Below are 22,821 nucleotides of genomic sequence, written 5' to 3' on the forward strand. Positions count from 1 at the left end.
CTCCATAGCGACGACTCGCCGCAACGCAAGGGATCGCTAGAGGGCGGCGACGACGCGGGCGCGGTGGTGGGCGGGGGCGCCCCAGGCGGAGTGCAGGGCGCGCGCCTTGCGGATCCACAGCGACGGGTCGTATTCGTCGGTGTAGCCGATCGCGGCGTGCACCTGCAGAGCCGTCTTCGCGGCGAGGTACGAGGCGTCGGACGCGGCGACCTTCGCGGCGGAGGCGTCCCGCGCGAAGTCCGCCGTCCCGTACGACAGCGCCGCGCCGTAGACGAGCGGCCGCGCGAACTCCAGCTCCACCATCGCGGTGGCGAGGTGGTGCTTGACGGCCTGGTACTCGCCGATCGGGTGCCCGAACTGCTGCCGCGTCCTGGCGTACTCGACCGAGACGTCGAGCAGCGCGCGGCCGAGCCCGATCTGCTGCGCGGCGCACAGCATCACGCCGAGGTCGGTGAGGCCGGACGGCGCGCCGTCCACCCGGAACAGGCGGCGGGCCGGGTCGAGGGAGGCGACGCGCTCACCCGGCCGCACGGCGGACCCGTCGGCGGCGATGACGAGGTCGGCGGCGTCGGCGTCCAGCGCGTGCGGGACGGCCATCGACACCAGCGCCTCACCCTCGGCGATCTTCGCGAGCAGGTCGCCGTCGGTCAGGACCTCGGCGGCGGCGAGCGTCTCGACGTACGGGCCGGGCGCGGCGGCGCGGCCCAGCTCCTCCATCGCGACGGCCAGCTCGACGGGCAGCGGCCCGATGCCGCCGTGCTCCTCCGGGACGGCCAGCGCGAACACGCCCGCCTCGGCGGCCTGCGACCACACGGCCCGGCCCGGCCCGGCGTCGCCCGCCGCCCACGCGCGGATCGCCTTGGCGGTGCCGGCGTCGGCCAGCAGCCGGCGCAGCGTCTCGCCGAACATCCGCTGCTCGGCGGAGAGAACGAACTTCACCGGGACCCCCTCGGGAGGCCGAGCAGGCGCTCGGCGATCACGTTGCGCTGGATCTCGTTGGTGCCCGCGTAGATCGGGCCGGCCAGGGAGAACACGTAGCCCTCCAGCCAGTCGGAGTCGAGCTCGCCGTCCGGGCCGAGCACGTCGAGGGCCGTCTCGTGCAGCGCCACGTCCAGCTCCGACCAGAAGACCTTGTTGAGGCTGGACTCCGCGCCGATGTCGTCGTCGCGCGAGATCGTCTCGAAGCCCTTCAGCCGGTACGCGCGGGACCGGATCCACGCGTCGGCGACCCGGTCGCGCAGCGCCGTGTCGGACGGGTCGGCGCGCTCCTTCCACAGCTCGACGAGCCGCTCGGTCGCGGCGGTGAACCGGCCGGGGCTGCGCAGCGTGAGGCCGCGCTCGTTGCCGGCGGTGCTCATCGCGACGCGCCAGCCGTCGCCGGGCGCGCCGATGACGTCCTCGTCCGGGACGAACACCCTGTCCAGGAACAGTTCGGCGAACGCGGGCTTGCCGTCGAGGCGGCCGATCGGGCGGACCGTCACGCCCTCGGCGTCCAGCGGGAACATCAGGTACGTCAGGCCCTTGTGCCGCGACGACTCCGGGTCGGAGCGGAACAGGCCGAAGCCCCGGTCGGCGAACGCGGCGCGCGAGCTCCACGTCTTCTGGCCGTCGAGCAGCCAGCCGCCGTCGGTGCGGGTCGCGGTGGAGCGCAGCGCCGCGAGGTCGCTGCCCGCGCCGGGCTCCGACCACGCCTGCGCCCAGATCACCTCGCCGGCGGCCATCGGCGGCAGGATCCGGGCGAGCTGCTCGGGCGTGCCGTGCTTGAGCAGCGTCGGCGCCAGCAGGTTGATGCCGTTCTGGCTGACCCGGCCGGGCGCGTTCGCCGCGTAGTACTCCTCCTCGAAGACCAGCCACTGGAGGAGGGACACGCCGCGACCGCCGTACTCCTCCGGCCACGACACGACGCCGAGCCGCGCCTCGCCGAGCCGGCGCTCCCACTCCCGGTGCAGCGCGAAGCCCTCCTCGGTCTCCAGCGACGGCAGCGGCTCGGCCGGCACGTTCGCGCGCAGCCAGCCGCGCACCTCGGCGCGGAACTCCTCGTCCGCCGCCCCGAACTCAAGATCCATGCGGTGCCTCCTCGTCGTCCCCGGCGGCGGCGCGGCGCGCCGCTCGGGCCCGGCGACCACGCTTCTTTCTAACAACTGTTTGGTAGAGTAGCCGCCGCCGTCCACCGCCCCCGCCATCGCCTCCCGTCCAGCGGGACGCGGTCGCGGCCGGTGCCGCCGAATCCCGTTCTGGCGGCATCCGGTAAGAAGGTGCCGTGCCCGCACTGAGACTGGACGCGGCGGTGCCGCCGCCCGAGCTGCACGACCTGCGCCGGGATGTCCGCGCCTTCCTCGCCGAGGAGACCGCAGCCGGACGGATCGCCCCGCACGCCGACAACTGGCTGGCCGGCTGGGACCCGGCGTTCAGCCGCCGGCTCGGCGAGCGCGGCTGGATCGGGATGACTTTCCCGCGCGAGTACGGCGGGAGCGGGGCCGGGTCGCTCGCCCGGTTCGTCGTCACCGAGGAACTGCTCGCGGCCGGCGCGCCCGTGGCCGCGCACTGGATCGCCGACCGGCAGTCCGGGCCGTCGCTGCTGAAGTTCGGCACCGAGGAGCAGCGCCGCGCCTACCTGCCCGGCATCGCGCGCGGCGAGACGTCCTTCGCGATCGGCATGTCCGAGCCCGACTCCGGCTCCGACCTGGCGTCCGTCCGGACGCGCGCCGAGCGCGCGGACGGCGGCTGGACCGTCAACGGCACCAAGGTGTGGACGAGCGGCGCCCACCTCGCGGACGCCATGATCGCGCTGGTCCGGACGGGCCCGGCCGGGGAGAGCCGGCACGAGGGCCTCACCCAGCTGATCGTCGACCTGCGCTCGCCCGGCCTGGAAATCCGCCCGATCCGGCTGCTGACCGGCGAGCACCACTTCAACGAGGTCGTCCTCACCGACGTGTTCGTGCCCGACAATCGGGTGCTCGGCACGGTCGGCGACGGCTGGCGGCAGGTGACCAGCGAGCTGTCGTTCGAGCGGAGCGGCCCCGAGCGGATCCTCAGCACGTTCCCGCTGCTCGCGGCCGTCGTCGGGCGGCTGGCCGAACGCCGCGCCGACGCCGCCGACCGCGCCCGCGTCGGGATGGTCGTCGCGCGGCTGTGGGCGCTGCGGCGGATGTCCCTCGCGGTCGCCGCGCGGCTCGCCGCCGGGGACGCGCCCGCGACCGAGGCCGCCGTCGTCAAGGACCTCGGCACCCGGTTCGAGGGCGCGCTGACCGAGACCGTCCGGCTGCTCGCCCGCGTCGAACCCGATCTCGCGTCGTCCGATCCGCTCGCCCATCTGCTGGCCCAGTCCGTCCTGCACGGTCCCGGGTTCACGCTGCGCGGCGGGACGAACGAGATCCTGCGCGGCGTCGTCGCCAAGGCAATGCAGGCCGGAACGGGGGAGGCGCGGTGAACGACGTCGTCGAGGCGCTGGTGTCCACGGTGGACGCCGTGTGCGCCCGGTACGCCGACCCGGAGCGGACCTGGAACCCGGGCCTGTGGGACGAGCTGGAACAGATCGGCGTGACGCTGCTGCCGGTTCCGGAGGAGCGCGGCGGCGCCGGAGCCGACCTCGCCACCACGGTCGAGGTGCTGCTCGCGCTGGGACGGCACGCGGCGTCCGTCCCGCTGGCGGAGACCGCACTGCTGGCCGGGTGGCTGCTCGCCGATGCCGGCGCCGACGTCCCGTCCGGACCGCTGACCGCCGCGCTCGCCGGACCCGACGTGACGCTCCGGCGGGACGGCGACGCGTGGCGGCTGTCGGGCACGCTGCCGCGCGTCCCGTGGGCCCGGCACGCGGAGGGCATCGCGGTACTGGCCGGCGGCCACGTCGCGTACGTCCCGCGCGGCGGCTTCGAGGTCGAGGAGGGCGCGAACCTCGCGGGCGAACCGCGCGACACCGTCCACCTGCGCGACGCCGCTCCCGCGCACGTGCTCGCCTCGACGGCGACCGCGCAGGCGTTCCGCGAACGCGGCGCGCTCGGCCGGACGGCGCTGATGGCCGGCGCGATGGAGACCGCGACCGGCCTCGCGCTGCGCTACGCGGGCGAACGCGTCCAGTTCGGGCGCCCGCTGGCGAAGTTCCAGGCCGTCCAGCAGCACCTCGCCGAGATGGCGGGCGAGACGCTGATGGCGCGGGTCGCGGCGCAGGCGGCGGCCGCCGAGGGCACCGGCCTCGCCGTCGCGGCGGCGAAGGCGGCGGTGAGCGAGGCCGCCGGGACCGTGTGCCGGCTCGCCCACCAGGTCCACGGCGCGATCGGGTTCACCGACGAGCACGGCCTCCGGCACGCCACCACGCGGCTGTGGGCCTGGCGCGACGAGTCCGGCAACGAGGCCGAGTGGGGCGAACGGCTCGGCGGCCTGGTCCTCGGCGCGGGCGCCGGCGGCCTCTGGCCCCTCGTCACGGGCGGGGACGCCTAGGGGACGCGGGCGACGCCGCAGAACGCGTCGACCCCGGCGGGCTCGTCGAACGGCGACGGCTCGGGCCGCCACCGCGACACCGGGACCACGCCGGGCTCCACCAGCTCCAGGCCGTCGAAGTACGCCGTGATCCGCTCCGGTGGGCGCAGGTTGTAGGCGACCCCGCCGGCCTCCACGTACCGGGCGATCGCGCGGGCGCGGGCCGTCTCGTCCGGCCCCTCCGGCCGCCCGCCGCCGTCGTCCTCGCCGCCGAAGACGTTCGTGCCGTCATTGATGATGACGTAACTGCCCGGCGCCAGCGCCTTCACCAGTTGCGCGAGGATCGCCTCCGGGTCCTCCTCGTCGGTCACGTGGCCGAGGATCCCGAGCAGTAGCAGCGCGACCGGTTCGCCGAAGTCGAGCGTCTCCGCCGCCTTCGCCATGATCGCGCCGGGCTCGCGGATGTCGGCGTCGATGTAGGAGGTGGTGCCCTCCGGCGTCGAGGTCAACAGCGCGCGGGCGTGCGCCAGCACCAGCGGGTCGTTGTCGACGTACACGATCCGGGCCTCGGGCGCGACGCGCTGCGCGACCTCGTGGGTGTTGTCGACCGTGGGCAGTCCCGTGCCGATGTCGAGGAACTGCCGGATGCCCGCCTCGCCCGCCAGGAAGCGCACCGCCCGGCCGAGGAACGCGCGCGAGTGCCGGGCGATGTCCACCTGGCCCGGGAAGATCTGCACGAACGCGTCGCCGACCTCCCGGTCGATCGGGTAGTTCTCCTTGCCGTCCAGCCAGTAGTTCCAGATCCGCGCCGAGTGCGGGACGGACGAGTCGATCTCCGGATGCTCGGGCATGGGGCCTCCGTCGGGACGGGGAAGACCGGTCGCCCGCCAGTCTTTCCGCGATGCCGCACCCGCCACCCCGGTTGGCCAAGATCGGTCGAACACGCCCCCGCCCGCACCGCGCCCACCCGCCGCCTTCCAGGCCTGCGCGTACCTCTAGGGAAGCCGGACGCCGACGAGCTTGGTGAGCAGCCGGTCGACCTGCCGCTCCAGCGGCTCCCACGGCAGCTTCGGCTCGTTGACGCGCATCGAGACCGCGCCGTGCACGGCCGCGCGCAGGTCGAGCGAGACGGCCGCCGCGACGTCGGCGGGTGCCAGGCCCTCGTCCATGCACCGCTGGACGGCCGCCGAGATGCGCTTGCCCAGCTCCATCTTGAACGAGGTGTCGCACCGCTGGTTGACCGCGCTCTCGTGCAGCACCTTGTAGAGGCCCGGGTGCTCGTGCGACCAGGTGCCCATGACCTGCACGCGCGCGCGCAGCCCGCCCACCGGGTCGCCGGCCTCGGCCTCGGCCTCGTCGGCGGCCCGGACCAGGTCGGCGTGGCTGCGCTCCATCGCGGCGAGGACCAGCGCGTCCCGGTCGGCGAAGTGCAGGTAGACCGACGTCGCCGCGATGCCGACCTCCCGGGCCACCGCGCGCAGCGACAGCGCCTCGTCGTCGCCGAGCTCGTCGAGCAGCCGCAGCGCGGTCGCCACGATCTCCTCGCGCAGCCGTTCGCCCTCGCCCCGCCGGTTCCGCCCGCGCGAGGGCCGCGTCGCTCCCATGCCCGGCATTCTATTCCGGCGACCGTTGCGCTACAGTCGTAGCGCTACAAGTGTTCAGTCAACGGAAGGGCGCACCATGTCCACCACCACCGCAGCCGCGGCTCCGCACGGCACCGAGGCCGGGCTCGACTACAAGGACTTCGCCACCGGCGACCGCTACGTCCAGCACTGGGACGTGACGCGGCCGGTCCCCGAGGCCGCCGCGAACGACAACGGAATGTGCTGAGGCGGCCATGAGCACCGAAACGGTTCCCGGGCGGCGGGACGGCACGGAACGGACCGCGCCCGACCCGCGGCGGTGGTGGGCGCTGGCCGCCGTCGCCACCGCCCAGCTCATGATCGGCATCGATATGACGATCATGAACATCGCGCTGCCGTCGCTGCAGCGCTCCCTGCACCTGTCCGACCCGGGCCGGCAGTGGGTGATCACCGTCTACGCGCTCGGCTACGGCGGCCTGCTGCTGCTCGGCGGCCGGCTGTCGGACCTGGTCGGCCGCCGCCGCGCGCTGCTGGCCGGGCTGACCGGCTTCGCGCTGGCGTCCGCGCTCGGCGGCGTGGCCCCCGGCCCCGGCCTGCTGCTCACCGCGCGCGCCGCCCAGGGCGTCTTCGGCGCCCTGCTCACCCCGTCGGTGCTGGCGACGCTCGCCGCGGCCTTCCCCGCCCCGGCCGAGCGCGGCCGGGCGTTCGGGATCTACGGGACGGTGATGGGCAGCTCGTCCGGACTCGGCGTCGTGCTCGGCGGCGTCCTCACCGACTACCTCGACTGGCGCTGGTGCATGTTCGTGAACGTGCCGATCGCCGTCGCCGCCGGGACCGGGGTGCTCTACGCGGTCCGGCCGGTGCCGCGCGCGCCGGGCGTGAAGGTCGACGTAGCCGGGGCGCTGCTCGCCACCGCCGGGCTGATGGGCCTCGTCCTCGGCTTCGCGCGGGCGGAGCCGGACGGCTGGGGCGCCGCCACGACCGTCGGACCCCTGGCGGCCGGAGCGGCCCTGCTGGCGGCGTTCGTCTGGACGCAGACGAAGGTGCGCGGGCCGCTGCTGCCGCTGCGGGTCGTCCTCGACCGGCGGCGCGGCGGCTCCTACCTGGCGGTCCTCGGCCTGTCGGTCGGGATGTTCGCCGCGCTGTTCTTCCTCACCTTCTACCTGCAGAACGTGCTCGGCTACTCGCCGGTCCGGGCGGGCGTGGCGTTCCTGCCGCTCACGGCCGGGCTGGTGATCGGCGTGCGGGGGGTGAGCCCGCTGCTCGCCCGGGCGCCGGTGCGGGCGCTGCTGGCCCCCGGCCTGCTGGTGATCGCCGCCGGGCTCGCGCTGCTCGGGACCGTGCGGGTCGACAGCGGCTACTGGACGCACGTCCTGCCGGTGTTCCTGCTGGTCGGGCTCGGCACCGGCTGGGTGCTCGTCACCGCCAACAGCACCGCCACGCTCGGCGCCGGCCCCGACACCGCCGTGGCCGGCGCGACCGTCATGACGTCGCAGCAGATCGGCGCGTCGCTCGGCACCGCCCTGCTCAGCACCGTCGCCGGGACGGCCGCCGCGCACTACCTGCGGGCCCACCCGGGCGCGGCGGCGCGCGCGGCGGTGCACGGCTTCGACGTCGCGAGCCTCGGCGCGGCGGGCGCGCTGTGCCTCGTCGCGGCGGCGGTGTTCCTGGTCACCGGCCGGGCGGGCGCCGCCCGGCCGTCATGAGGTCTCCTCCTGCTCCTCGTCCTCGTAGGCGGCGCCGGACAGGCCGTAGCGCTCCTGGTCGGAGGGGCGCGGGGCCTCCGGCCCGTCGCGGCCGAGGCGCAGCATCCGGGAGATGCGGACGGTGCGGAACTCGCGCCCCGCCGCGGTGAACGCGTGCCCGGTCGCCCGCTCGATCTGCTCGGCGGCCCGCTCCCACTCCGCGAGCTCCTGCGGCGCGGGCGGGTCGCCCTGGAACTCGCGCAGCCGGGGCAGCAGGTCGCCGAAGTAGCGGGCCAGCCGGCGGCGGGTCTGCTCCGGGTCGTCGCCGCCGGTCAGCGGCGCCCAGCCGTCCGCCTTGACCTCGACCGCGATGAACGTCGGCGGCAGCAGGACCACCCCCGGGTGCGCCAGCACCGCGTGCCGCGCCTCGGCCTGCACCAGGTCGGGGACGGTGCCCGGCACCGGCATGTGGCCGACCAGGTTCAGCCGCAGCTGCGCCTCCCACTGCCCGGCCGGCGCCGCCGGCTCCAGCAGGTGGCCGCGCAGCGTCCCGTCGCCGCAGGCGCCGGGCGTGTCGGTCGGCCGGGGCGGCTCCATCACCCGGTCGCCGAGCAGCGTGTACTTCTCCACCCGGATGATCCGGTAGCGCCGGTCGCCGATCTCCCACTCGTCCTTGGGGAGCTGCTCGCCCTCCTCGGGGTCGAGGCGGTCGGCCACCGCGAGCATCGCGTCCGCGAGACCGGATCCGTCCGCGCGACCGGGCGCGTGCCCGCCGGTCGCCGCCTCCCGGCGCAGGTCGGCGGCCAGTCCGTACCGGGCGGCGGACGGGTCGGCCGAGCCGAGCCGGCCGATGCGCCACTCGGCGCCGGTCTGCACCGCGTACCCGAAATCGGGCGACCCGGCCGGGAGGAGCTTGGGGTAGGCCAGGATCGCGTCGCCGATCTCGCGGTCGCGCACGGCCGCGACCGGATCGAGGGAGGCGACCAGGTTGATGTGGTCGAACCCCGGCATCAACGGGAACGTCATGCCCTCATATTCGGTACCCGGGGCGCGGCCCGCAGCGGATTCCGCGGAACCGGACGGCCGCTGACGTGCGACTTCTCCTGGTCAGCGGCTTATGTCCGACAGGTGAGGCGGAGCTCACCGGACATATCTCCCGGCGGCCGACTCGGCGCGCGCGGCCGCCGCCGATCCGGCGGGGCCCCGTCTAGACTGGGGGCCGGATCGAGACCGGGGGATGAGGCGATGGTCCCGGATGCCCGCGACACGGCCGGTGCCGAGGCGGCCCACGCCGGCCCGTCCGAGGCCGGCGCCGCTCAGGCCGACAGGGCGCTGTTCGGCGCGCTGGTCACCGAGGTGCCCTTCGGCGTCGCGTTCCTCGACGCCCGGCTCCGCCTGCGCCGCGTCAACGCGGCCCTGCGCGCGCTGCTGCGCGGCGGCGACGCCGGGGAGGGCGGCCGCAACGGCACCGACCTGGCCGGCCGGCCGCTCACCGAGGTGCTGGACGGCGAGTTCGCCGCGGCCCTGGAACCGGCGCTGCGCGGCGTCCTGGACGACGGCCGCGCGGTCACCGGCCTGGAGGTGCGCGGCCCCGTGCCCGCGACCGGCACCGCACCCGGCACCGCGCCCGGAACCAAGGCCGGTTCCGCACCCGGCGCGCCGTCCGGACCGGGCGGTGCGGACGCGGACGCGCGCGGCGAGCGGGTCTGGGTCTGCGCGTGCCTGCCGGTCCGCGGATCCGGCGGCGCGACGCTGGGCGCGGCGCTGATCGTCCAGGACGAGACGGTCCGCCGCGCGGTGGAGGAGGCCATCACCCGCCGCACCGAGCGGTACCGGTCGCTGGTCGAGGCGACGACGCCGGTGGTGTGGACGACCGCGGCCGACGGCTCCGCCGGCGAGGACGCGCCGCACTGGCGCGCCGTCACCGGCCAGACCCCGGAGGACTACGCGAGCGGCGGCTGGCTCGCCGCCGTGCACCCGGAGGACTACGACCGCGTCGCCGCCGAGTGGCGCGACAGCATGCGCGACGGGCGCGTCCTGGAGGTGGACTGCCGCGTCCTCACCGGGGCCGGCGGGCGCCGGCACTTCGAGGTGCGGGCCGTCCCGATCCGGCGGGACGGCGAGGTCATCGAGTGGGTCTGCGCCGGGACCGACGTCACCGGCCGCCGCGACGCCGAGGAGATGCGCGGCCGGCTCACCGGCCAGCTGTCGGCCGCCGCGCTGCGCACCGCCCGGCTCCAGCAGGCCACCTCGATGCTCGCGGAGGCGCTGACCGTCGGCGAGGTGGTGCGGGTCATCGTGGAGGTCGGGCAGTCGGCGGTCGGCGTCGACCACTGCACGGTCGCGCTGCTGGACGACGGCAAGGCGCGGCTCGCCCCGGTCGCTCCGGCCGACCCCCCGCCCGCGGCCGGATCCGCCACCGGTTCCGGCGGCGACGCCGAAGAGCCCGAACGAGCCCCCGAGGCCGCGCAGGTGTGGCCGGACGTCGTCGCCGTCACCGACCCGACCGTGATGTCGGCGGCGGCGCGCGAGGGCCGCCCGTTCGTCGCCGAGAACCCCGCGGAGCTGCGGCGGCTGCTCGGCGAGGACGCCGCCGCGCAGGAGATGCGGCGCGGCCCCGGCGAGCAGGCGTGGGTGGCGCTGCCGCTGCTGGCGGCGGGCGCGGCGATCGGGGTGCTGCGGTTCGCCTTCACCCGGACGCGGTTCCTCACCGAGGACGAGCAGGTGTTCCTGGAGGCGCTGGCCGGGCAGTGCGCGCTGGCGGTGGAGCGGGCGATCCTGTTCGAGCGCGAGCACCGCACCGCCGAGCAGCTGCAGCGCAGCCTGCTGCCGGGCGACCTGCCGAGCTCCCCGGAGCTGCGGATGGCGGCGCGCTACGACCCGGTGACCCGGCACGTGCAGGTGGGCGGCGACTGGTACGACGTGTTCAAGCTGCCCGGCAACCGGCTCGCGGTCGTCGTCGGCGACGTGATGGGCAAGGGCGTGCTGGCCGCCGCGATCATGGGCCGGGTGCGCAACGCGCTGCGCGCGCTCGCGCTCACCGACCCGCGGCCCGCCGCCGTGCTGTCCGGCCTGGACCGGCTGTTCAGCGCCACCGAGGACGCCGAGCAGTTCACCACCGTCGCCTACCTGGTGATCGACCCGGCGACCGGGCAGGGCCTGTACACCAGCGCCGGGCATCCGCCGCCGCTGCTGCTGCCCGCCGACAGGCCGCCGGAGCTGAGCGACGTCGAGGCCGGCACCCCGCTGGGCTGGCCCAGCCACCGGCAGCAGACGAGCTTCTCGCTGGCGCGCGGGGACACCGTCGTGCTGTACTCCGACGGCCTGGTGGAGAACCGCAGGCGCGGCGTCGACACCGGGCTCGACGACCTGGTCGCGGCGGCGGCGGAGATGCCGCCGGGCGGGGCCGCCGATCCGGCCCGGCTCGTCGACCACCTGGTCGCGCGGCTGCTCGCCGGATACGAGCAGTCCGACGACGTGACCCTTCTCGCCCTGCACGTTCCGGCCACGGGTGAGTAGGGGAGCCCGGTCCGCCGGGTATGGCCCCTGCGGGGAGGACACCATGGAAATCGAAATGATCGTCGAGATCCCGCGCGGATCCCGCAACAAATACGAGATGGACCACCGGCTCGGGCGCATCCGCCTGGACCGGATGCTGTTCACCTCGACGCAGTACCCGGTCGACTACGGCTACATCCCCGACACGCTCGCCGAGGACGGCGATCCGCTGGACGCGATGGTCCTGCTGGAGGAGCCGACGTTCCCCGGCTGCCAGGTGTCGGTCCGCAGCGTCGGCGTGTTCTGGATGCACGACGGCGGCGAGCCCGACGCCAAGATCCTCACGGTGCCGGCGCGGGACGTCCGCTACGAGTCCATCCGCGAGCTGTGCGACGTGCCCAAGTACTTCCTGGACGAGATCGCCCACTTCTTCGACATCTACAAGAACCTCGAACCGGGCAAGGACACCGACGTGCGCGGCTGGCAGGACGGCGCCGTCGCCGACCAGGAGATCGGCCAGTCGATCGAGCGCGCCGCCGACGCGCACCTCGCGAGCTCGCCCTGACCGCCCGGCGACCGGGGCCCGGGACGATACAGAACCCGGGGCGACGGTCTCGCGGGCCGGCATGTCACGATCCGGGCGGGCGTCCCGTCCTCGGTGGTGAGGGCGGGCCCGCGTGCCCGGTCGTGAGAGGCTGAACGATCATGTCTGATGTCTTCGAGGAGCACCGCAACCTGCTGTTCGCGGTCGCCTACCGGATGCTCGGCACCGCCGCGGACGCGGAGGACGCCGTCCAGGACGCGTGGATCCGCTGGTCCGCCGCGGACCGCGCGGACGTCCAGGACCCCAAGGCCTACCTCGTGCGGATCACCACCAACGTGGCGCTGGACCGGCTGCGGTCCGCGCGGGTGCAGCGCGAGACCTATGTGGGCCCCTGGCTGCCGGAGCCGATGCTGACCTCGCCGGACGTCGCGGAGGGCGCGGAGCTGTCGGAGTCGGTGTCGATGGCGATGCTGGTCGTGCTGGAGACCCTCAGCCCGCTGGAGCGCGCCGTCTTCGTGCTGAAGGAGGTGTTCGGCTACCCGTACGCGGAGATCGCGCGGGCGCTGGACCGGACGGAGGCGTCGGTGCGGCAGCTCGGCACCCGGTCGCGCAAGCACGTCGAGGCCCGCCGCCCCCGCTTCGAGGCGGGCGCCGCCGAGCGCCGCGCCGCGACCGAGCGGTTCCTCGACGCCGTCGTCGGGGGCGACCTCAACCGGCTCATGGAGAGCCTCGCCCCGGACGTGACGATGTGGACCGACGGCGGCGGCAAGGTGCGCGCGCCGAAGAAGCTGGTGCACGGCGTCGACCTGGTCGGCCGGTTCCTCTCCGGCATCCGCGACCGCCCGTACGAGGGCGTCGACCCCGGCGCGTGGCGGATGCGCCGGGTCGAGATCAACGGCGCGCCGGCCCTGGTCGTGGACGGCCCGGACCGCCCGATGAGCGCGATCACCGTCGCCGTGGGCGCCGACGGGCGCGTCGAGGAGATCCACTTGGTGGCGAACCCGGACAAGCTCCGCGCGATCGCCGAGGGCCGCACCCTGGAGATGTGACCGCCCGGCCGCCCGCTAGCGGTCGGCGCCGCGGCGCCTGCCGCCGAACATCCGCGGCGGCGGGCCCGCGGTCGTCGCCGGGGTCGGCACCGGACGCACCGTCGCGTACGCGTCCGGCCCCGGGTCGTCGACCGCGTCCGACGGGGTCAGCCGGACGATCCACGACTCGTCCGCCCAGGTCTCCAGCTGCCCCTCGTGCGTGCGGGCGTTCAGCCGCTCCTTGGCCAGCAGCGGCGCGACCTCGTCCCACAGTCCGGTGCCCGGCTCGACCGGCGCGCAGTCGGCGGTGAACGCGACGAGCCGGCCGCCCTTGTCCTTGCTGCGCAGGATGACGGTGACCCGCTCCGCCTCGGGCAGGCCGGGCAGCGGCTGCTCGCCCTCCCCGCCGGTCAGCACGTACGCGGACCCGTCGTGCCAGACGTGCCAGGCGGCGCGCGGCTGCGGCAGCCCGGGCAGGTCGAGCCAGAGCAGTCCCGACTTCTTCGCCGCCTCGTCGACCAGCGCGCGGTTCAGCTCACCCACCCGGAAAGCGTCTCACACCGCCGGATAGCATCCGCGTCATGCAGCGGTCTCGACGCACCACCCTCGCGGTCCCCGGCAGCAATCCCCGGTTCATCGAGAAGGCGCAGGGGCTCCCCGCCGACGAGATCTTCCTGGACCTGGAGGACGCCGTCGCGCCGTCCGCCAAGGAGGGCGCGCGCAAGACCGTCGTCGCCGCGCTCAACGACGGCGACTGGACCGGCAAGGTCCGGGTGGTGCGGATCAACGACCTGGAGACGCACTGGGCGTACCGGGACGTGATCGAGGTCGTCGAGGGCGCGGGCGCGAACCTCGACGCGGTCATGCTGCCGAAGGCGTCGGACGCCGGGCACGTCCAGTGGCTGGACCGGCTCCTCACCCAGATCGAGCGGGCGATGGGGTTCGAGCCCGGCCGCATCGGCATCGAGGCGCAGATCGAGGACGCCAAGGGGATGGTGAACATCGACGCGATCGCCGCGTCGTCGCCGCGCCTGGAGTCGCTGGTGTTCGGGCCCGGCGACCTGATGGCGTCCATCAACATGAAGACGCTGGTGGTGGGGGAGCAGCCGCCCGGCTACACCGAGGGCGACGCCTACCACTACATCCTGATGCGGATCCTGATGGCCGCCCGCGCCAATGACCTCCAGGCCATCGACGGCCCCTACTTCAACGTCCGGGACGTGGACGCCTTCACCCGGGTCGCGAAGCGGTCGGCCGCGCTCGGGTTCGACGGCAAGTGGGTGCTGCACCCGTCCCAGATCGAGGCCGGGAACGCCGTGTTCTCCCCGTCGCAGGACGACTACGACCACGCCGAGCTGATCCTGGACGCCTACGAGCACTCCATCACCGTCGAGGGACGCGGCGCCGCCACCCTCGGCGACGAGATGATCGACGAGGCGTCCCGGAAGATGGCGCTGGTCGTCGCGGCCAAGGGACGCGCCGCCGGGATGACGCGCACGAAGCGCTTCGACCCCCCGGGCACCTGACGGGACATACCATTCGTCCCACACGGGGAAGCCGTCGCGGGAGGGGAACAGGTGCCGGAACCAGCGGACGAGAAGGGCTGGGCTCCGCTCGACCCCGGCATGTCGGGCGGGGCCCCGGCCCCGCCGCCGGCGCCGCAGCAGCCGCTGCCGCCTGCACCCGGGCCGGTGCCGCATGCACCCTTCCCGCAGCCGCCCGTCCCGCAACCGCCGGTGGCGCAGCCGCCCGCCGCGGGCTGGACGTGGCCCGCAGGCCAGGGCGCTCAACAGCCACCGCCCGCCCCGATGCAGCCGCCCTATAACGGCGCCCCGCCCTACCAGGGCCAGTACGCCGCGCCCCACCAGCCGGCCTACGGGCCGCCGCCTTACGGCCCCTATGCGCCGCAGGGTTTCACGGGGTACGGTCCGCCGCCCCCCAAGGGGCCGTGGACGGTCGGGCCGCCGCCCGGCACCCCGTTCCACCGGATGGCGCGCACGCCGCTGCACCGCTGGTGGCGGCCGCTCACCGGGACCGTCGCGATCGTCGTCGCCGGCATGGCGCTCGCGATCGCGATGATGATCGTGGGGATCGTCATCCGGGTCGTGGTGACCGGCGGCGCGCCCGACATCTCCGGCTCCGACGCGGACACGGTCTTCGGGAACTCGACCGCCGACCTGGCGTTCAACCTCGCCACGATCGCGGTCTTCCTGCCGATGGCGCTGCTGGCCGCGTGGCTGCTGCAGCGGCGCGGGCCCGGCACCCTGATGTCGGTCGCCGGCCGGGTGCGCGGGCGCTGGCTGCTGACCTGCTGCGGGCTGGCGCTGGCGTTCTGCGCCGTGTCGTACGCGTCGTCGATCATCGCGAGCGCGTTCGTGGACGACACCTCCTCGGGCGGCGAGCACTGGGTCGGCTGGGGCCGGTTCGTCCCCGCCGCCATCGTGATCGTCCTGCTGGTGCCGCTGCAGTCGTCGGCGGAGGAGGTCGTCTTCCGCGGCTGGCTGCTGCAGGCCGTCGGCGCCTGCACGCTGCAGAACCGCACCGGACGGGTCGGGCGCGCCCTCAGCGCCGTGTTCCGCACCCCGTGGCCCGGGATCGTGATCGGCTCCGCCGCGTTCACGTCCCTGCACGGCTACACCGGCTGGGGCATCCTCGACATCTTCGTCTTCGGCGCCGTCGCGGCCTGGCTCGCGACGCGGACGGGCGGGCTGGAGTCGGGCATCGCCCTGCACGTGTTCAACAACCTGCTGGCGTTCCTCGGCCCGGCCGCGGTCGGGCAGCTCGACATCGACCAAGGCGGCGTGCCGTGGCAGTACGTCGTCGCCGACATCGTGCCGATGCTGCTGTACGCGGCGGCCGTCGTCTGGCTGGCGCGGCGCAAGCGGATCCAGACCGTCACCTCCGGCCCGGACGACGCCCCGGACGAGGCGGTGGACGGTGCCGGGGGCGTCGACGCGCCCGTGTACGCCGCCGAGCCCGAGTTCGTCTCACGGGCCGAGTAGCCCCCACGACTCCAGCGCCTCGACCAGCCCCTCCGTCAGCGGGAGTTCCCGCAGCTCGGCGGCGGTGACCCAGCGGACGTCGGCGGCGTCGTCCCCGGCGCGCAGAGCACCGCCGACCGCCTCCGCCGCGTAGTCGTGGATCTCGTAGACGACGCCTCCGGGCCCGGGCCGGTCGACCGATCCGGCGAGCGCGCCCACCGCCACGTCCAGGCCCGTCTCCTCTTTCAGCTCCCGGGCGACCGCGGCGGCGTCGTCCTCGCCCGGCTCGACCCGCCCGCCCGGCACCGACCACAGGCCGGCGCCCGGCGGCCTGCCGCGCCTCACCAGCAGCAGCCGTCCCGCGCCGTCCCGGACGATCCCGCCGACGCACCGCACTCTCATGACACCATTTTGTCGCCCCTTGCCCGGTCCGCTACCTCGGGGAACTTGACGGCGCGGGGAACCGGCGCGCAGGGTGGGTAATCATGAGGGCGGAGCCCACATGCCCGCGATGCGCGGGTCCGCTGAGCGCGCCGGGCCTCTGGTCGAGCGACTGGAGCTGCGGCGTGCACGGTGCCGTACTGCCCCGCCAGCCGTCCCATCGCCCCGGTCCGGAAGGGCTGGCCGCCGTGCTCCGGGACGCGAGGGTCCCGGTCTGGACGCCCTGGCCCCTTCCGCCGGCCTGGCTCCTCACCGGGTTCGCGACCGTCGGCGACGAGCGTTCGGGCGCCCGCGCGGCGGCCGTCGCCCTGTCCGGGCCGGGGCTGCTCAGCGGCCCGGCCGACCTGGTGCTGATCGCCGAGCAGCCCGGCATCGGCCTCGGCGGCCACTACGCCGGGCTGGACGGCGGAGACCCCGGCGAGGTGTTCGACGGCAGCCCGCCGGACGCCAAGATCGACGTGAGCGGCCCCGCCGCGACCTGCGGCCACTCGGTCCCGATGTGGGCCGTCGGCACCAGGGCGGACCGCGCCGTCTACGTCGGCGAGGCGATGGGCGACTGGCTCTGGGCGGTGCTGTGGCCCGCCGAGGCCGGAGTGCTGATGCTGGAACGCCAGAACCTCCTCGACCTGCGCGAACCCGGCATGGACCTGGACCTGCCCTACGGCGCCCACAGCCCCCGGCTGGAGGAATGACCGGCGCCCGCCGGAGGCGCCTGTTAGAAAGAGGCGCATGCGGATCGACCTGCACTGCCACAGCGACGTCTCCGACGGGACGCGGCCGCCCGCCGAGGTCGTCCGGCGCGCCCGCGCGAACGGCGTGGACGTCCTCGCGCTGACCGACCACGACACCGTCGCCGGCTGGGGCGAGGCGGCCGCCGCGCTGCCGGACGGGCTGACGCTCGTCCCCGGCGTGGAGCTGTCGTGCAAGCACGGCGGGCGCAGCCTGCACATGCTCGGGTACCTGTTCGACCCGTCCGAGCCCGTCCTCGCCGCCGAATTGGCCCGGATCCGCGACGACCGCGTCATCAGGGCGCGGACGATGGTGGACAAGCTGCGGGAACTGGGCGCGGACGTGACCTGGGAGCGGGTCCGCGAACTGGCGCGCGGCGAGGCCGTCGGACGGCCGCACATCGCCCGCGCCATGATCGAGGCGGGCGTCGTGGCGACCCCCGACGAGGCGTTCACCGCCGACTGGATCGCCGAGGGCGGCCGCGCGCACGCCGACCGGTACGCGCTCGACCCCGAACGCGCGATCCGGCTCGTCCGGGCGGCGGGCGGGGCGTGCGTGCTCGCGCACCCGCGCACCCGGCGCGGCGGCTACGTCTTCTCCGACGAGGTCATCGCGGCACTGGCCGGCGCCGGGCTCGCCGGGATCGAGGTCGACCACCCCGACCAGGACGCCGGCGAGCGCGCCGCGCTCCGCGCGCTGGCCCGCGACCTCGGCCTGGCCGCCACCGGCTCCAGCGACGACCACGGCGCCCTGACCGGCGACCGGCTCGGCGCCGAGACCACCGCGCCCGGCGCGTTCGCGGCGCTCGCCGCCGCGGCGTCCGGCGCCGTCGCCCCCATCGGGGGGACCGGTGCGATGCGGCCCGGAGCCGGCCCCGAAGCACGGTAGGGTGCCAGGCGTGGACGCGCGCATCGAACAGGTGACGACGTCGGGGAAGATCACCCTCGACGACACCGAGTACGACGTCGAGAGCAACACCTACATCGTCGGCGACGACGACGAGGTCATCGTGATCGACCCGGCCTTCGACGCCGACGCCATCCTCAAGGGGGTCGGCGAACGCGAGGTCATGGCCGTACTGCTCACCGACGGCTACGAGCACCGCCTCGAGGTGGTGCTCGAGGTGGCCGCCGCCGGCGAGGAGGACGAGGAGAACTGGGCCCCGATCGCGCTGCACCGCGGCGACCGGGTGCTGTGGCGGGACTACTTCGGCCGCCTCGCCCGCGAGGAGGAGGACGAGGACGACGCCAAGGCGCTGCGCTCCCTCGAACCCGACATCTGGCTGGAGGACGGCGGCATCTTCGAGATCGCCGAGGCCCAGCTGGAGGTGCTGCACACCCCCGGCCACACGCCCGGCAGCGTCAGCGTGATCAGCGAGCAGCTCGGCGTGCTGTTCTCCGGCGACACCCTGCACCGCGGCCGCCCCGGCTCGATCGGCGGCGTGTACGACGAGCTCGGCAAGCAGCTGAACTCGATCGGCGCGCTGCTCACCCCGCTCCCGAAGGACCTGCGGATCCTGCCCGGGCAGGGCGGCGAGACCACGGCCGGCGAAGAGGACGCCCGCTGGGAGACGTGGGGCTCGCTCGCCCGCGAGCAGGACGACGACTGATCCGGTGGCCGGGGCCGAGCAGCTGGGGTTCGACGGGATGCCCCAGCGGCTGTACGCGTGCACGCCGTCCCGGCTGAACACCTGGCTGGACTGCCCGCGCCGGTACCGGATGACCTACCTGGACCGTCCGATGCCGCCGAAGGGCCCGCCGTGGGCGCACAACAGCGTCGGCGCGAGCGTGCACAACGCGCTCGCCGGCTGGTGGCGGCTGCCGCCCGCCGAGCGGACCCCGGAGGCCGCCGGCACCCTGCTGGTGCGCGGCTGGCTGACCGACGGGTTCCGGGACGAGGCGCAGTCCGCGGAGTGGCGCGAGCGCGCCCGCGAGATGACCGAGCGGTACGCGGCGGGCCTCGACCCGTCCGACGAGCCGATCGGCGTCGAGCGCACCGTCGCGGCGCGCACCGAGCGCATCGCCCTGTCCGGCCGCATCGACCGGCTCGACGCCCGCGGCTCCGAGCTCGTCGTGGTGGACTACAAGACGGGCCGGCACGTCCTGACCACCGACGACGCGCGCGGCTCGCTCGCCCTGGCGATCTACGCGGTCGCCGCGTCCCGGGTACTGCGCCGCCCCTGCCACCGCGTCGAGCTGCACCACCTGCCGTCCGGCGAGGTCGCGGTCTGGGAGCACACCGACGAGTCGCTGCAGCGGCACATCCGGCGCGCGGAGGGGATCGCGGCGGAGGCGTCCGCCGCCGACGACGCCTACCGCGCCCGCGTCCCGGCCCCGCGCCGAGGCGAGTCCCGCACCCGCGTCACCGCGCGAGGCCGCGACGCCGCACCGAACCGCGACACCGCACCGCCGGTCGACCACGCCCCGTTCGACGAGCTGTTCCCGCCGCGTCCCGGCCGGCTGTGCGCCTGGTGCGACTTCGCCCGCCACTGCCCCGAAGGCCGCGAAGCCGCCCCGAAGAAAGACCCCTGGGCCGCCCTGTCCTGATCGCGTGGTCGGGGCGGGAACCGCGGCCGGTCAGGCGGGGCTGAGGGCGCGGCGGGACGGCCAGCGCCGGGGGTCGCGGAGGCCGTAGAGGCCCTTGGCGGTGTCGTAGCCCTCGGCGGCGAGGCTCTGGCGGGCGCGTTCGAGCATGTCGCGGGTGGGCTTGGCGAACGCGTAGTCGTGCAGCTTCTCCGGCACCGAGTTCATCGCGAGGCGGAACGAGCGCAGCGCGGCGGTGACGGCCGGCTGCGGGACCTCCGGCAGCGCCCCGTACATCTTGCGGGCCCAGTCGGGCAGCGTGTAGTAGCAGAGCGCCCCGAACGGGAAGTAGCCCGGCTTTCCGGGCGCGAGGAACTTCAGGTTCTCCGGCATCGTCGGCCACATCAGGAACCTGACGGTGGCCGCCGCCTCCTCCGTGACGCGCAGGTGCGGGCGCATGCTCGCCAGGTACTCCTCCATCTCGGCGACGCTGCCGGGGACGTCCTCGGCGTGCAGGCCGACGTAGGTGGCGGTGTGGCGCTGCTCGTCCAGGTACCGGTCGGCCATGGCGTCGGTGAGGGGCAGCCCGGCGCGGCGCGCGACCTGGAGGTAGGAGTAGACCTCGGCGCAGTGCACCCACCGCAGCAGCTCGGGCTGGTCGAGGCGCTCCTTCTTTCCGGTGTCGTGGTTGAGGATCCGCAGGCTGCGATGGATGTCGCGCACCTTCTTGGCCAGCGCGTCGATCTCGTCGTGCGTGCCGAACGTGGCGACGCCGACGAAGTCGGCGGTGCGCTGGAGGCGGCCGAACGGGTCCTCCTGGAAGTTGGAGTTCTGCCAGACGCCCCACATGGCCATGGGGTGCAGGGCCTGCAGCATGAGGCTGCGCACCCCGCCGACCCACATGGACCGGTCGATGTGGACGCGCCAGGTCACGCTCTCGGGGGGCTGGACGGTCGCGGACATTCACACCTCACCAGAAGTCGTGCGACAAACTGATGTAAGTGTCTCATTACTCGGCATCGGGCTCGGCACCGGCCCCCGGTGTCGCGTCCCGTTCGAGGTGACGCAGTCCGATCGGTAGATACATAAAGGATTCATATAAAACTGCTATGCTTCGGGCGTGAGTCGCCAAGGCGCCGCGCACGGCGCTTCCGAAGCCATCGGGTCGGCCCTCTACGGCCTGGCCACCAGGGCCGTGAGACGCCTTCCCCGCGACATGAGCCTGACGTCCGCCGCCACCTTGGCCACCCTGGACAAGACCGGCCCGCGACGGATCACCGATCTGGCGGTGGCCGAGGGCGTCACCCAGCCCGCGATGACCGTCCTGGTCCGGGTGATGGAGGAATCCGGGCTGGTCGAGCGGAAGGGCGATCCGTCCGACAGGCGGGTCACGCTGGTGTGCCTGACCGAGGCCGGCGCGTCGTACGTCCGGACGCGGCGCCAGGCGGGCGTCGACGCGTACGCGCGGCTGATCGACGAACTCCCCGGTGACGAGGTCGAGGCCCTGGCGGCGGCCCTTCCGGCGCTGCAGCATCTGGCGGAGCTCGAAAGCCACGCCCGAGGGGGGTCGGACCGGTGACCGCGGCCCAGGCTCATGACCAGCCCATGAGCACGGCCCCGACACGTTCCGAGGCGCGTCTGCTGGTCCCCGCCCTGGTGTTCATCGCCCTGGTCGTGGCGGCGGTCGCCAGCCTCGGGACGCCGCTCATCACCAGCGTGGCGACCACGTTCCACGTCTCCCTCGACAGCGCGCAGTGGACGCTGACCATCGCCCTGCTCAGCGGCGCCGTCGCCACACCCGTCCTCGGCCGGCTCGGAGCCGGTCCGCACCGGCGGGCCACGATCCTCGCCACGCTGGCGATCGTCGTCGTCGGCAGCGCGCTCACCGTGCTGCCGCTGCCGTTCGCCTGGCTGCTCGCCGGCAGGGCGGCCCAAGGCGTCGGCCTCGGTCTCACGTCGCTGATGATGGGCGTGGCCCGCGACCATCTTCCCGAGGAGCGCAGCGCGGCCACGATCGCCCTGATCTCGGTGGTCTCCATCATCGGAGCCGGCGTCGGCTACCCGCTGGCCGCGCTGCTCGCCGAGTTCGGCGGACTGCGGGCCGCCTACGGTTTCGGCCTGCTCGTCACCGCCATCGCATTGCTGACCGCGTGGCGCTCCATGCCCGCAGCTCCCGAAGGCCGGTCCGCCCACGTGAACGTGGCCGGTGCGCTCGTCCTGGCGGGCGGGCTGCTTCTCGTCCTGCTCCTGGCCGGCGAGAGGAGCCTGTGGAGCCGGCACCTCGCCGTGGCGGTGACCCTTGCCGTCGCCGCCGTACTCCTGCTCTGCGTCTGGACCGTTTCCGAGCTGCGAACCAAGACGCCTCTGGTCGACGTCCGGGCGGTACGGCACCCGGCGGTCGCCGGGGCGAACATCGCCATGTTCGTCGGCGGGATCGGCATGTACCTCCTGCTCACGCTCATCACCCGCTACGCGCAGACGCCGCACGGCGCCGGCTACGGCTTCGGGCTGACCACCTTCGTGGCGGGGCTGGTCCTCATCCCGTTCTCCGTGCTGGGGTTCGTCGCCGGCAAGCTCACGCCGCGGGTCCGGACGCGGATCGACGGCCCCCTGCTGCTGGCCGGCAGCGCCGCCATCGTCGGCGGCGGGTTCGTCCTGTTCGCGGCGGCCCGGTCCAACCTGGCCGAACTGCTCGCGGCCATGGGCGTGCTGGGCTTCGGCGTCGGCGGCTTCTCGGCCGCCATGCCCGGCGTCATCCTGGCCGTCACGCCCAAGAGCGAGACGTCGAGCGCCATGAGCTTCAACTACGTCGTCCGCAGCGTCGGGTACTCCCTGGGCAGCGCCATCGGCGGTCTGGTCCTCGCCGCCGGCACCGGCGCCGGCCGCCTCTTCCCGGACGACGGCGCCTACACCACCGCGGCGCTGGTCGGCGTCGCCGCGATGGCGGTCACGACGATGACCGGCCTCGCCCTCGCCCGCCGGTGATGGATCCGAGGATGCTTCCGAATATCAGTTCCGAACACAGGAGGTACCGTGGCCAAGGGCTACTGGGTCAGCGTCTACCGCACCATTTCCGACCCCGAGAAGCTGGCTGCCTACAACAAACTGGCCGGTCCGGCCGTCCGAGCCGGGGGCGGCCGGACCTTCGCCCGTGGCGGCCGGGTCGTGGCGTATGACGCCGGGATCGCCGAGCGCGTCGTCCTGATCGAGTTCGACAGCTTCGAGCAGGCCGTCGCGGCGCGCGAGAGTGCGGCCTATCAGGAGGCGCTGGCCGTGCTCGCCGACGCCGTCGAGCGCGACTTCCGCATCATCGAAGGCATCGACTGACGACCGGACGTCAGGCCGGGCGGGACGCGGCACCCGGCGCGCGGCCGGTGCCGGGGCCCGCCCGAGC

The 22,821-nt window shown here is 74.6% G+C and carries 24 protein-coding genes; 16 read left to right on the plus strand and 8 right to left on the minus strand.

From position 1 onward, the window contains the following. Positions 1-36: 36 nt before the first annotated feature. Both ACA514_RS19735 and ACA514_RS19740 read right to left on the minus strand, forming a co-directional pair. Positions 37-939, minus strand: a complete 903-nt coding sequence (locus tag ACA514_RS19735; protein ID WP_375042645.1) for an acyl-CoA dehydrogenase family protein — start codon at positions 937-939, stop codon at positions 37-39. Further along, complete coding sequence (locus ACA514_RS19740; RefSeq protein ID WP_375042646.1) at positions 936-2,066, minus strand: acyl-CoA dehydrogenase family protein; 1,131 nt, start codon at positions 2,064-2,066, stop codon at positions 936-938. Before ACA514_RS19740 ends, ACA514_RS19735 begins: the two co-directional genes overlap by 4 nt. A gap of 194 nt (positions 2,067-2,260) precedes the next feature. Here ACA514_RS19740 and ACA514_RS19745 point away from each other — a divergent pair, with 194 nt between their 5' ends. Both ACA514_RS19745 and ACA514_RS19750 read left to right on the plus strand, forming a co-directional pair. After that, on the plus strand, positions 2,261-3,430 hold the full coding sequence (locus tag ACA514_RS19745; protein WP_375042647.1) for an acyl-CoA dehydrogenase family protein: 1,170 nt from the start codon (positions 2,261-2,263) through the stop codon (positions 3,428-3,430). Then, complete coding sequence (locus ACA514_RS19750) at positions 3,427-4,437, plus strand: acyl-CoA dehydrogenase family protein (protein WP_375042648.1); 1,011 nt, start codon at positions 3,427-3,429, stop codon at positions 4,435-4,437. Before ACA514_RS19745 ends, ACA514_RS19750 begins: the two co-directional genes overlap by 4 nt. Here ACA514_RS19750 and ACA514_RS19755 read toward each other — a convergent pair. Both ACA514_RS19755 and ACA514_RS19760 read right to left on the minus strand, forming a co-directional pair. Continuing rightward, positions 4,434-5,267: an SAM-dependent methyltransferase gene (locus tag ACA514_RS19755; protein WP_375042649.1), complete on the minus strand. Its 834-nt coding sequence runs from the start codon at positions 5,265-5,267 to the stop codon at positions 4,434-4,436. The two genes, ACA514_RS19750 and ACA514_RS19755, sit on opposite strands and share 4 nt — an antisense overlap. 144 nt (positions 5,268-5,411) lie before the next feature. Beyond that, entirely contained in the window at positions 5,412-6,020 is a 609-nt protein-coding gene (locus ACA514_RS19760; protein ID WP_375042650.1) for a TetR/AcrR family transcriptional regulator, read from the minus strand. Positions 6,021-6,096: 76 nt separating this feature from the next. Here ACA514_RS19760 and ACA514_RS19765 point away from each other — a divergent pair, with 76 nt between their 5' ends. After that, on the plus strand, positions 6,097-6,246 hold the full coding sequence (locus ACA514_RS19765; protein ID WP_375042651.1) for a hypothetical protein: 150 nt from the start codon (positions 6,097-6,099) through the stop codon (positions 6,244-6,246). A 7-nt stretch (positions 6,247-6,253) separates the two neighbouring features. Then, positions 6,254-7,705, plus strand: coding sequence for an MFS transporter (locus ACA514_RS19770; protein ID WP_375042652.1), 1,452 nt, complete (start codon positions 6,254-6,256; stop codon positions 7,703-7,705). Here the strand turns inward: ACA514_RS19770 and ACA514_RS19775 are convergent. Beyond that, positions 7,700-8,710: a DUF5954 family protein gene (locus ACA514_RS19775; protein WP_375042653.1), complete on the minus strand. Its 1,011-nt coding sequence runs from the start codon at positions 8,708-8,710 to the stop codon at positions 7,700-7,702. The two genes, ACA514_RS19770 and ACA514_RS19775, sit on opposite strands and share 6 nt — an antisense overlap. 219 nt (positions 8,711-8,929) lie before the next feature. On the opposite strand from ACA514_RS19775, the gene ACA514_RS19780 reads away from it, so the two are divergent. From ACA514_RS19780 to ACA514_RS19790, 3 genes are all read left to right on the plus strand, one after another. Then, on the plus strand, positions 8,930-11,203 hold the full coding sequence (locus tag ACA514_RS19780) for a SpoIIE family protein phosphatase (RefSeq protein ID WP_375042654.1): 2,274 nt from the start codon (positions 8,930-8,932) through the stop codon (positions 11,201-11,203). A 43-nt stretch (positions 11,204-11,246) separates the two neighbouring features. After that, complete coding sequence (locus ACA514_RS19785; RefSeq protein WP_344269104.1) at positions 11,247-11,747, plus strand: inorganic diphosphatase; 501 nt, start codon at positions 11,247-11,249, stop codon at positions 11,745-11,747. 140 nt (positions 11,748-11,887) lie between these two features. Then, positions 11,888-12,775 (plus strand): RNA polymerase sigma-70 factor, encoded by an 888-nt coding sequence (locus tag ACA514_RS19790; RefSeq protein WP_375042655.1) that lies wholly within the window; start codon positions 11,888-11,890, stop codon positions 12,773-12,775. A gap of 15 nt (positions 12,776-12,790) precedes the next feature. On the opposite strand, the gene ACA514_RS19795 is transcribed toward ACA514_RS19790, so the two are convergent. Beyond that, positions 12,791-13,297, minus strand: coding sequence for a hypothetical protein (locus ACA514_RS19795; protein ID WP_375042656.1), 507 nt, complete (start codon positions 13,295-13,297; stop codon positions 12,791-12,793). 38 nt (positions 13,298-13,335) lie between these two features. Here ACA514_RS19795 and ACA514_RS19800 point away from each other — a divergent pair, with 38 nt between their 5' ends. Continuing rightward, the gene (locus tag ACA514_RS19800; protein WP_375042657.1) at positions 13,336-14,280 is read left to right on the plus strand and encodes an HpcH/HpaI aldolase/citrate lyase family protein; all 945 of its coding nucleotides are present in this window, start codon (positions 13,336-13,338) and stop codon (positions 14,278-14,280) included. Positions 14,281-14,331: 51 nt separating this feature from the next. Beyond that, positions 14,332-15,756 (plus strand): lysostaphin resistance A-like protein, encoded by a 1,425-nt coding sequence (locus tag ACA514_RS19805; RefSeq protein ID WP_375042658.1) that lies wholly within the window; start codon positions 14,332-14,334, stop codon positions 15,754-15,756. On the opposite strand, the gene ACA514_RS19810 is transcribed toward ACA514_RS19805, so the two are convergent. After that, complete coding sequence (locus ACA514_RS19810; RefSeq protein ID WP_375042659.1) at positions 15,742-16,137, minus strand: NUDIX hydrolase; 396 nt, start codon at positions 16,135-16,137, stop codon at positions 15,742-15,744. The genes ACA514_RS19805 and ACA514_RS19810 overlap by 15 nt on opposite strands. A gap of 83 nt (positions 16,138-16,220) precedes the next feature. Between ACA514_RS19810 and ACA514_RS19815 the strand changes: the two genes are divergently transcribed. From ACA514_RS19815 to ACA514_RS19830, 4 genes are read left to right on the plus strand one after another with little or no spacing between them, the layout of a single operon-like run. Then, positions 16,221-16,868 (plus strand): DUF6758 family protein, encoded by a 648-nt coding sequence (locus ACA514_RS19815; RefSeq protein WP_375042660.1) that lies wholly within the window; start codon positions 16,221-16,223, stop codon positions 16,866-16,868. 37 nt (positions 16,869-16,905) lie between these two features. Then, on the plus strand, positions 16,906-17,793 hold the full coding sequence (locus tag ACA514_RS19820; protein ID WP_375042661.1) for a PHP domain-containing protein: 888 nt from the start codon (positions 16,906-16,908) through the stop codon (positions 17,791-17,793). Positions 17,794-17,803: 10 nt separating this feature from the next. Beyond that, complete coding sequence (locus ACA514_RS19825) at positions 17,804-18,514, plus strand: MBL fold metallo-hydrolase (RefSeq protein ID WP_375042662.1); 711 nt, start codon at positions 17,804-17,806, stop codon at positions 18,512-18,514. A 37-nt stretch (positions 18,515-18,551) separates the two neighbouring features. Further along, positions 18,552-19,451 (plus strand): RecB family exonuclease, encoded by a 900-nt coding sequence (locus ACA514_RS19830; protein ID WP_375042876.1) that lies wholly within the window; start codon positions 18,552-18,554, stop codon positions 19,449-19,451. Positions 19,452-19,481: 30 nt separating this feature from the next. On the opposite strand, the gene ACA514_RS19835 is transcribed toward ACA514_RS19830, so the two are convergent. Continuing rightward, on the minus strand, positions 19,482-20,390 hold the full coding sequence (locus tag ACA514_RS19835) for an oxygenase MpaB family protein (RefSeq protein WP_375042663.1): 909 nt from the start codon (positions 20,388-20,390) through the stop codon (positions 19,482-19,484). A gap of 157 nt (positions 20,391-20,547) precedes the next feature. Between ACA514_RS19835 and ACA514_RS19840 the strand changes: the two genes are divergently transcribed. Genes ACA514_RS19840 through ACA514_RS19850 form a run of 3 tightly spaced genes read left to right on the plus strand, consistent with a single transcriptional unit; the run spans position 20,548 to position 22,754 of the window. Beyond that, positions 20,548-21,006: a MarR family winged helix-turn-helix transcriptional regulator gene (locus tag ACA514_RS19840; protein WP_375042664.1), complete on the plus strand. Its 459-nt coding sequence runs from the start codon at positions 20,548-20,550 to the stop codon at positions 21,004-21,006. A 26-nt stretch (positions 21,007-21,032) separates the two neighbouring features. Further along, a complete protein-coding gene (locus ACA514_RS19845) occupies positions 21,033-22,412 on the plus strand; it encodes an MFS transporter (protein WP_375042665.1) in 1,380 nt (459 codons plus the stop codon). A 48-nt stretch (positions 22,413-22,460) separates the two neighbouring features. Beyond that, positions 22,461-22,754, plus strand: a complete 294-nt coding sequence (locus tag ACA514_RS19850) for a DUF1330 domain-containing protein (protein ID WP_375042666.1) — start codon at positions 22,461-22,463, stop codon at positions 22,752-22,754. Positions 22,755-22,821 lie beyond the last annotated feature (67 nt).

The sequence above is a fragment of the Actinomadura sp. NTSP31 genome (genome assembly GCF_041951385.1).
Lineage (GTDB): Bacteria > Actinomycetota > Actinomycetes > Streptosporangiales > Streptosporangiaceae > Spirillospora > Spirillospora napierensis.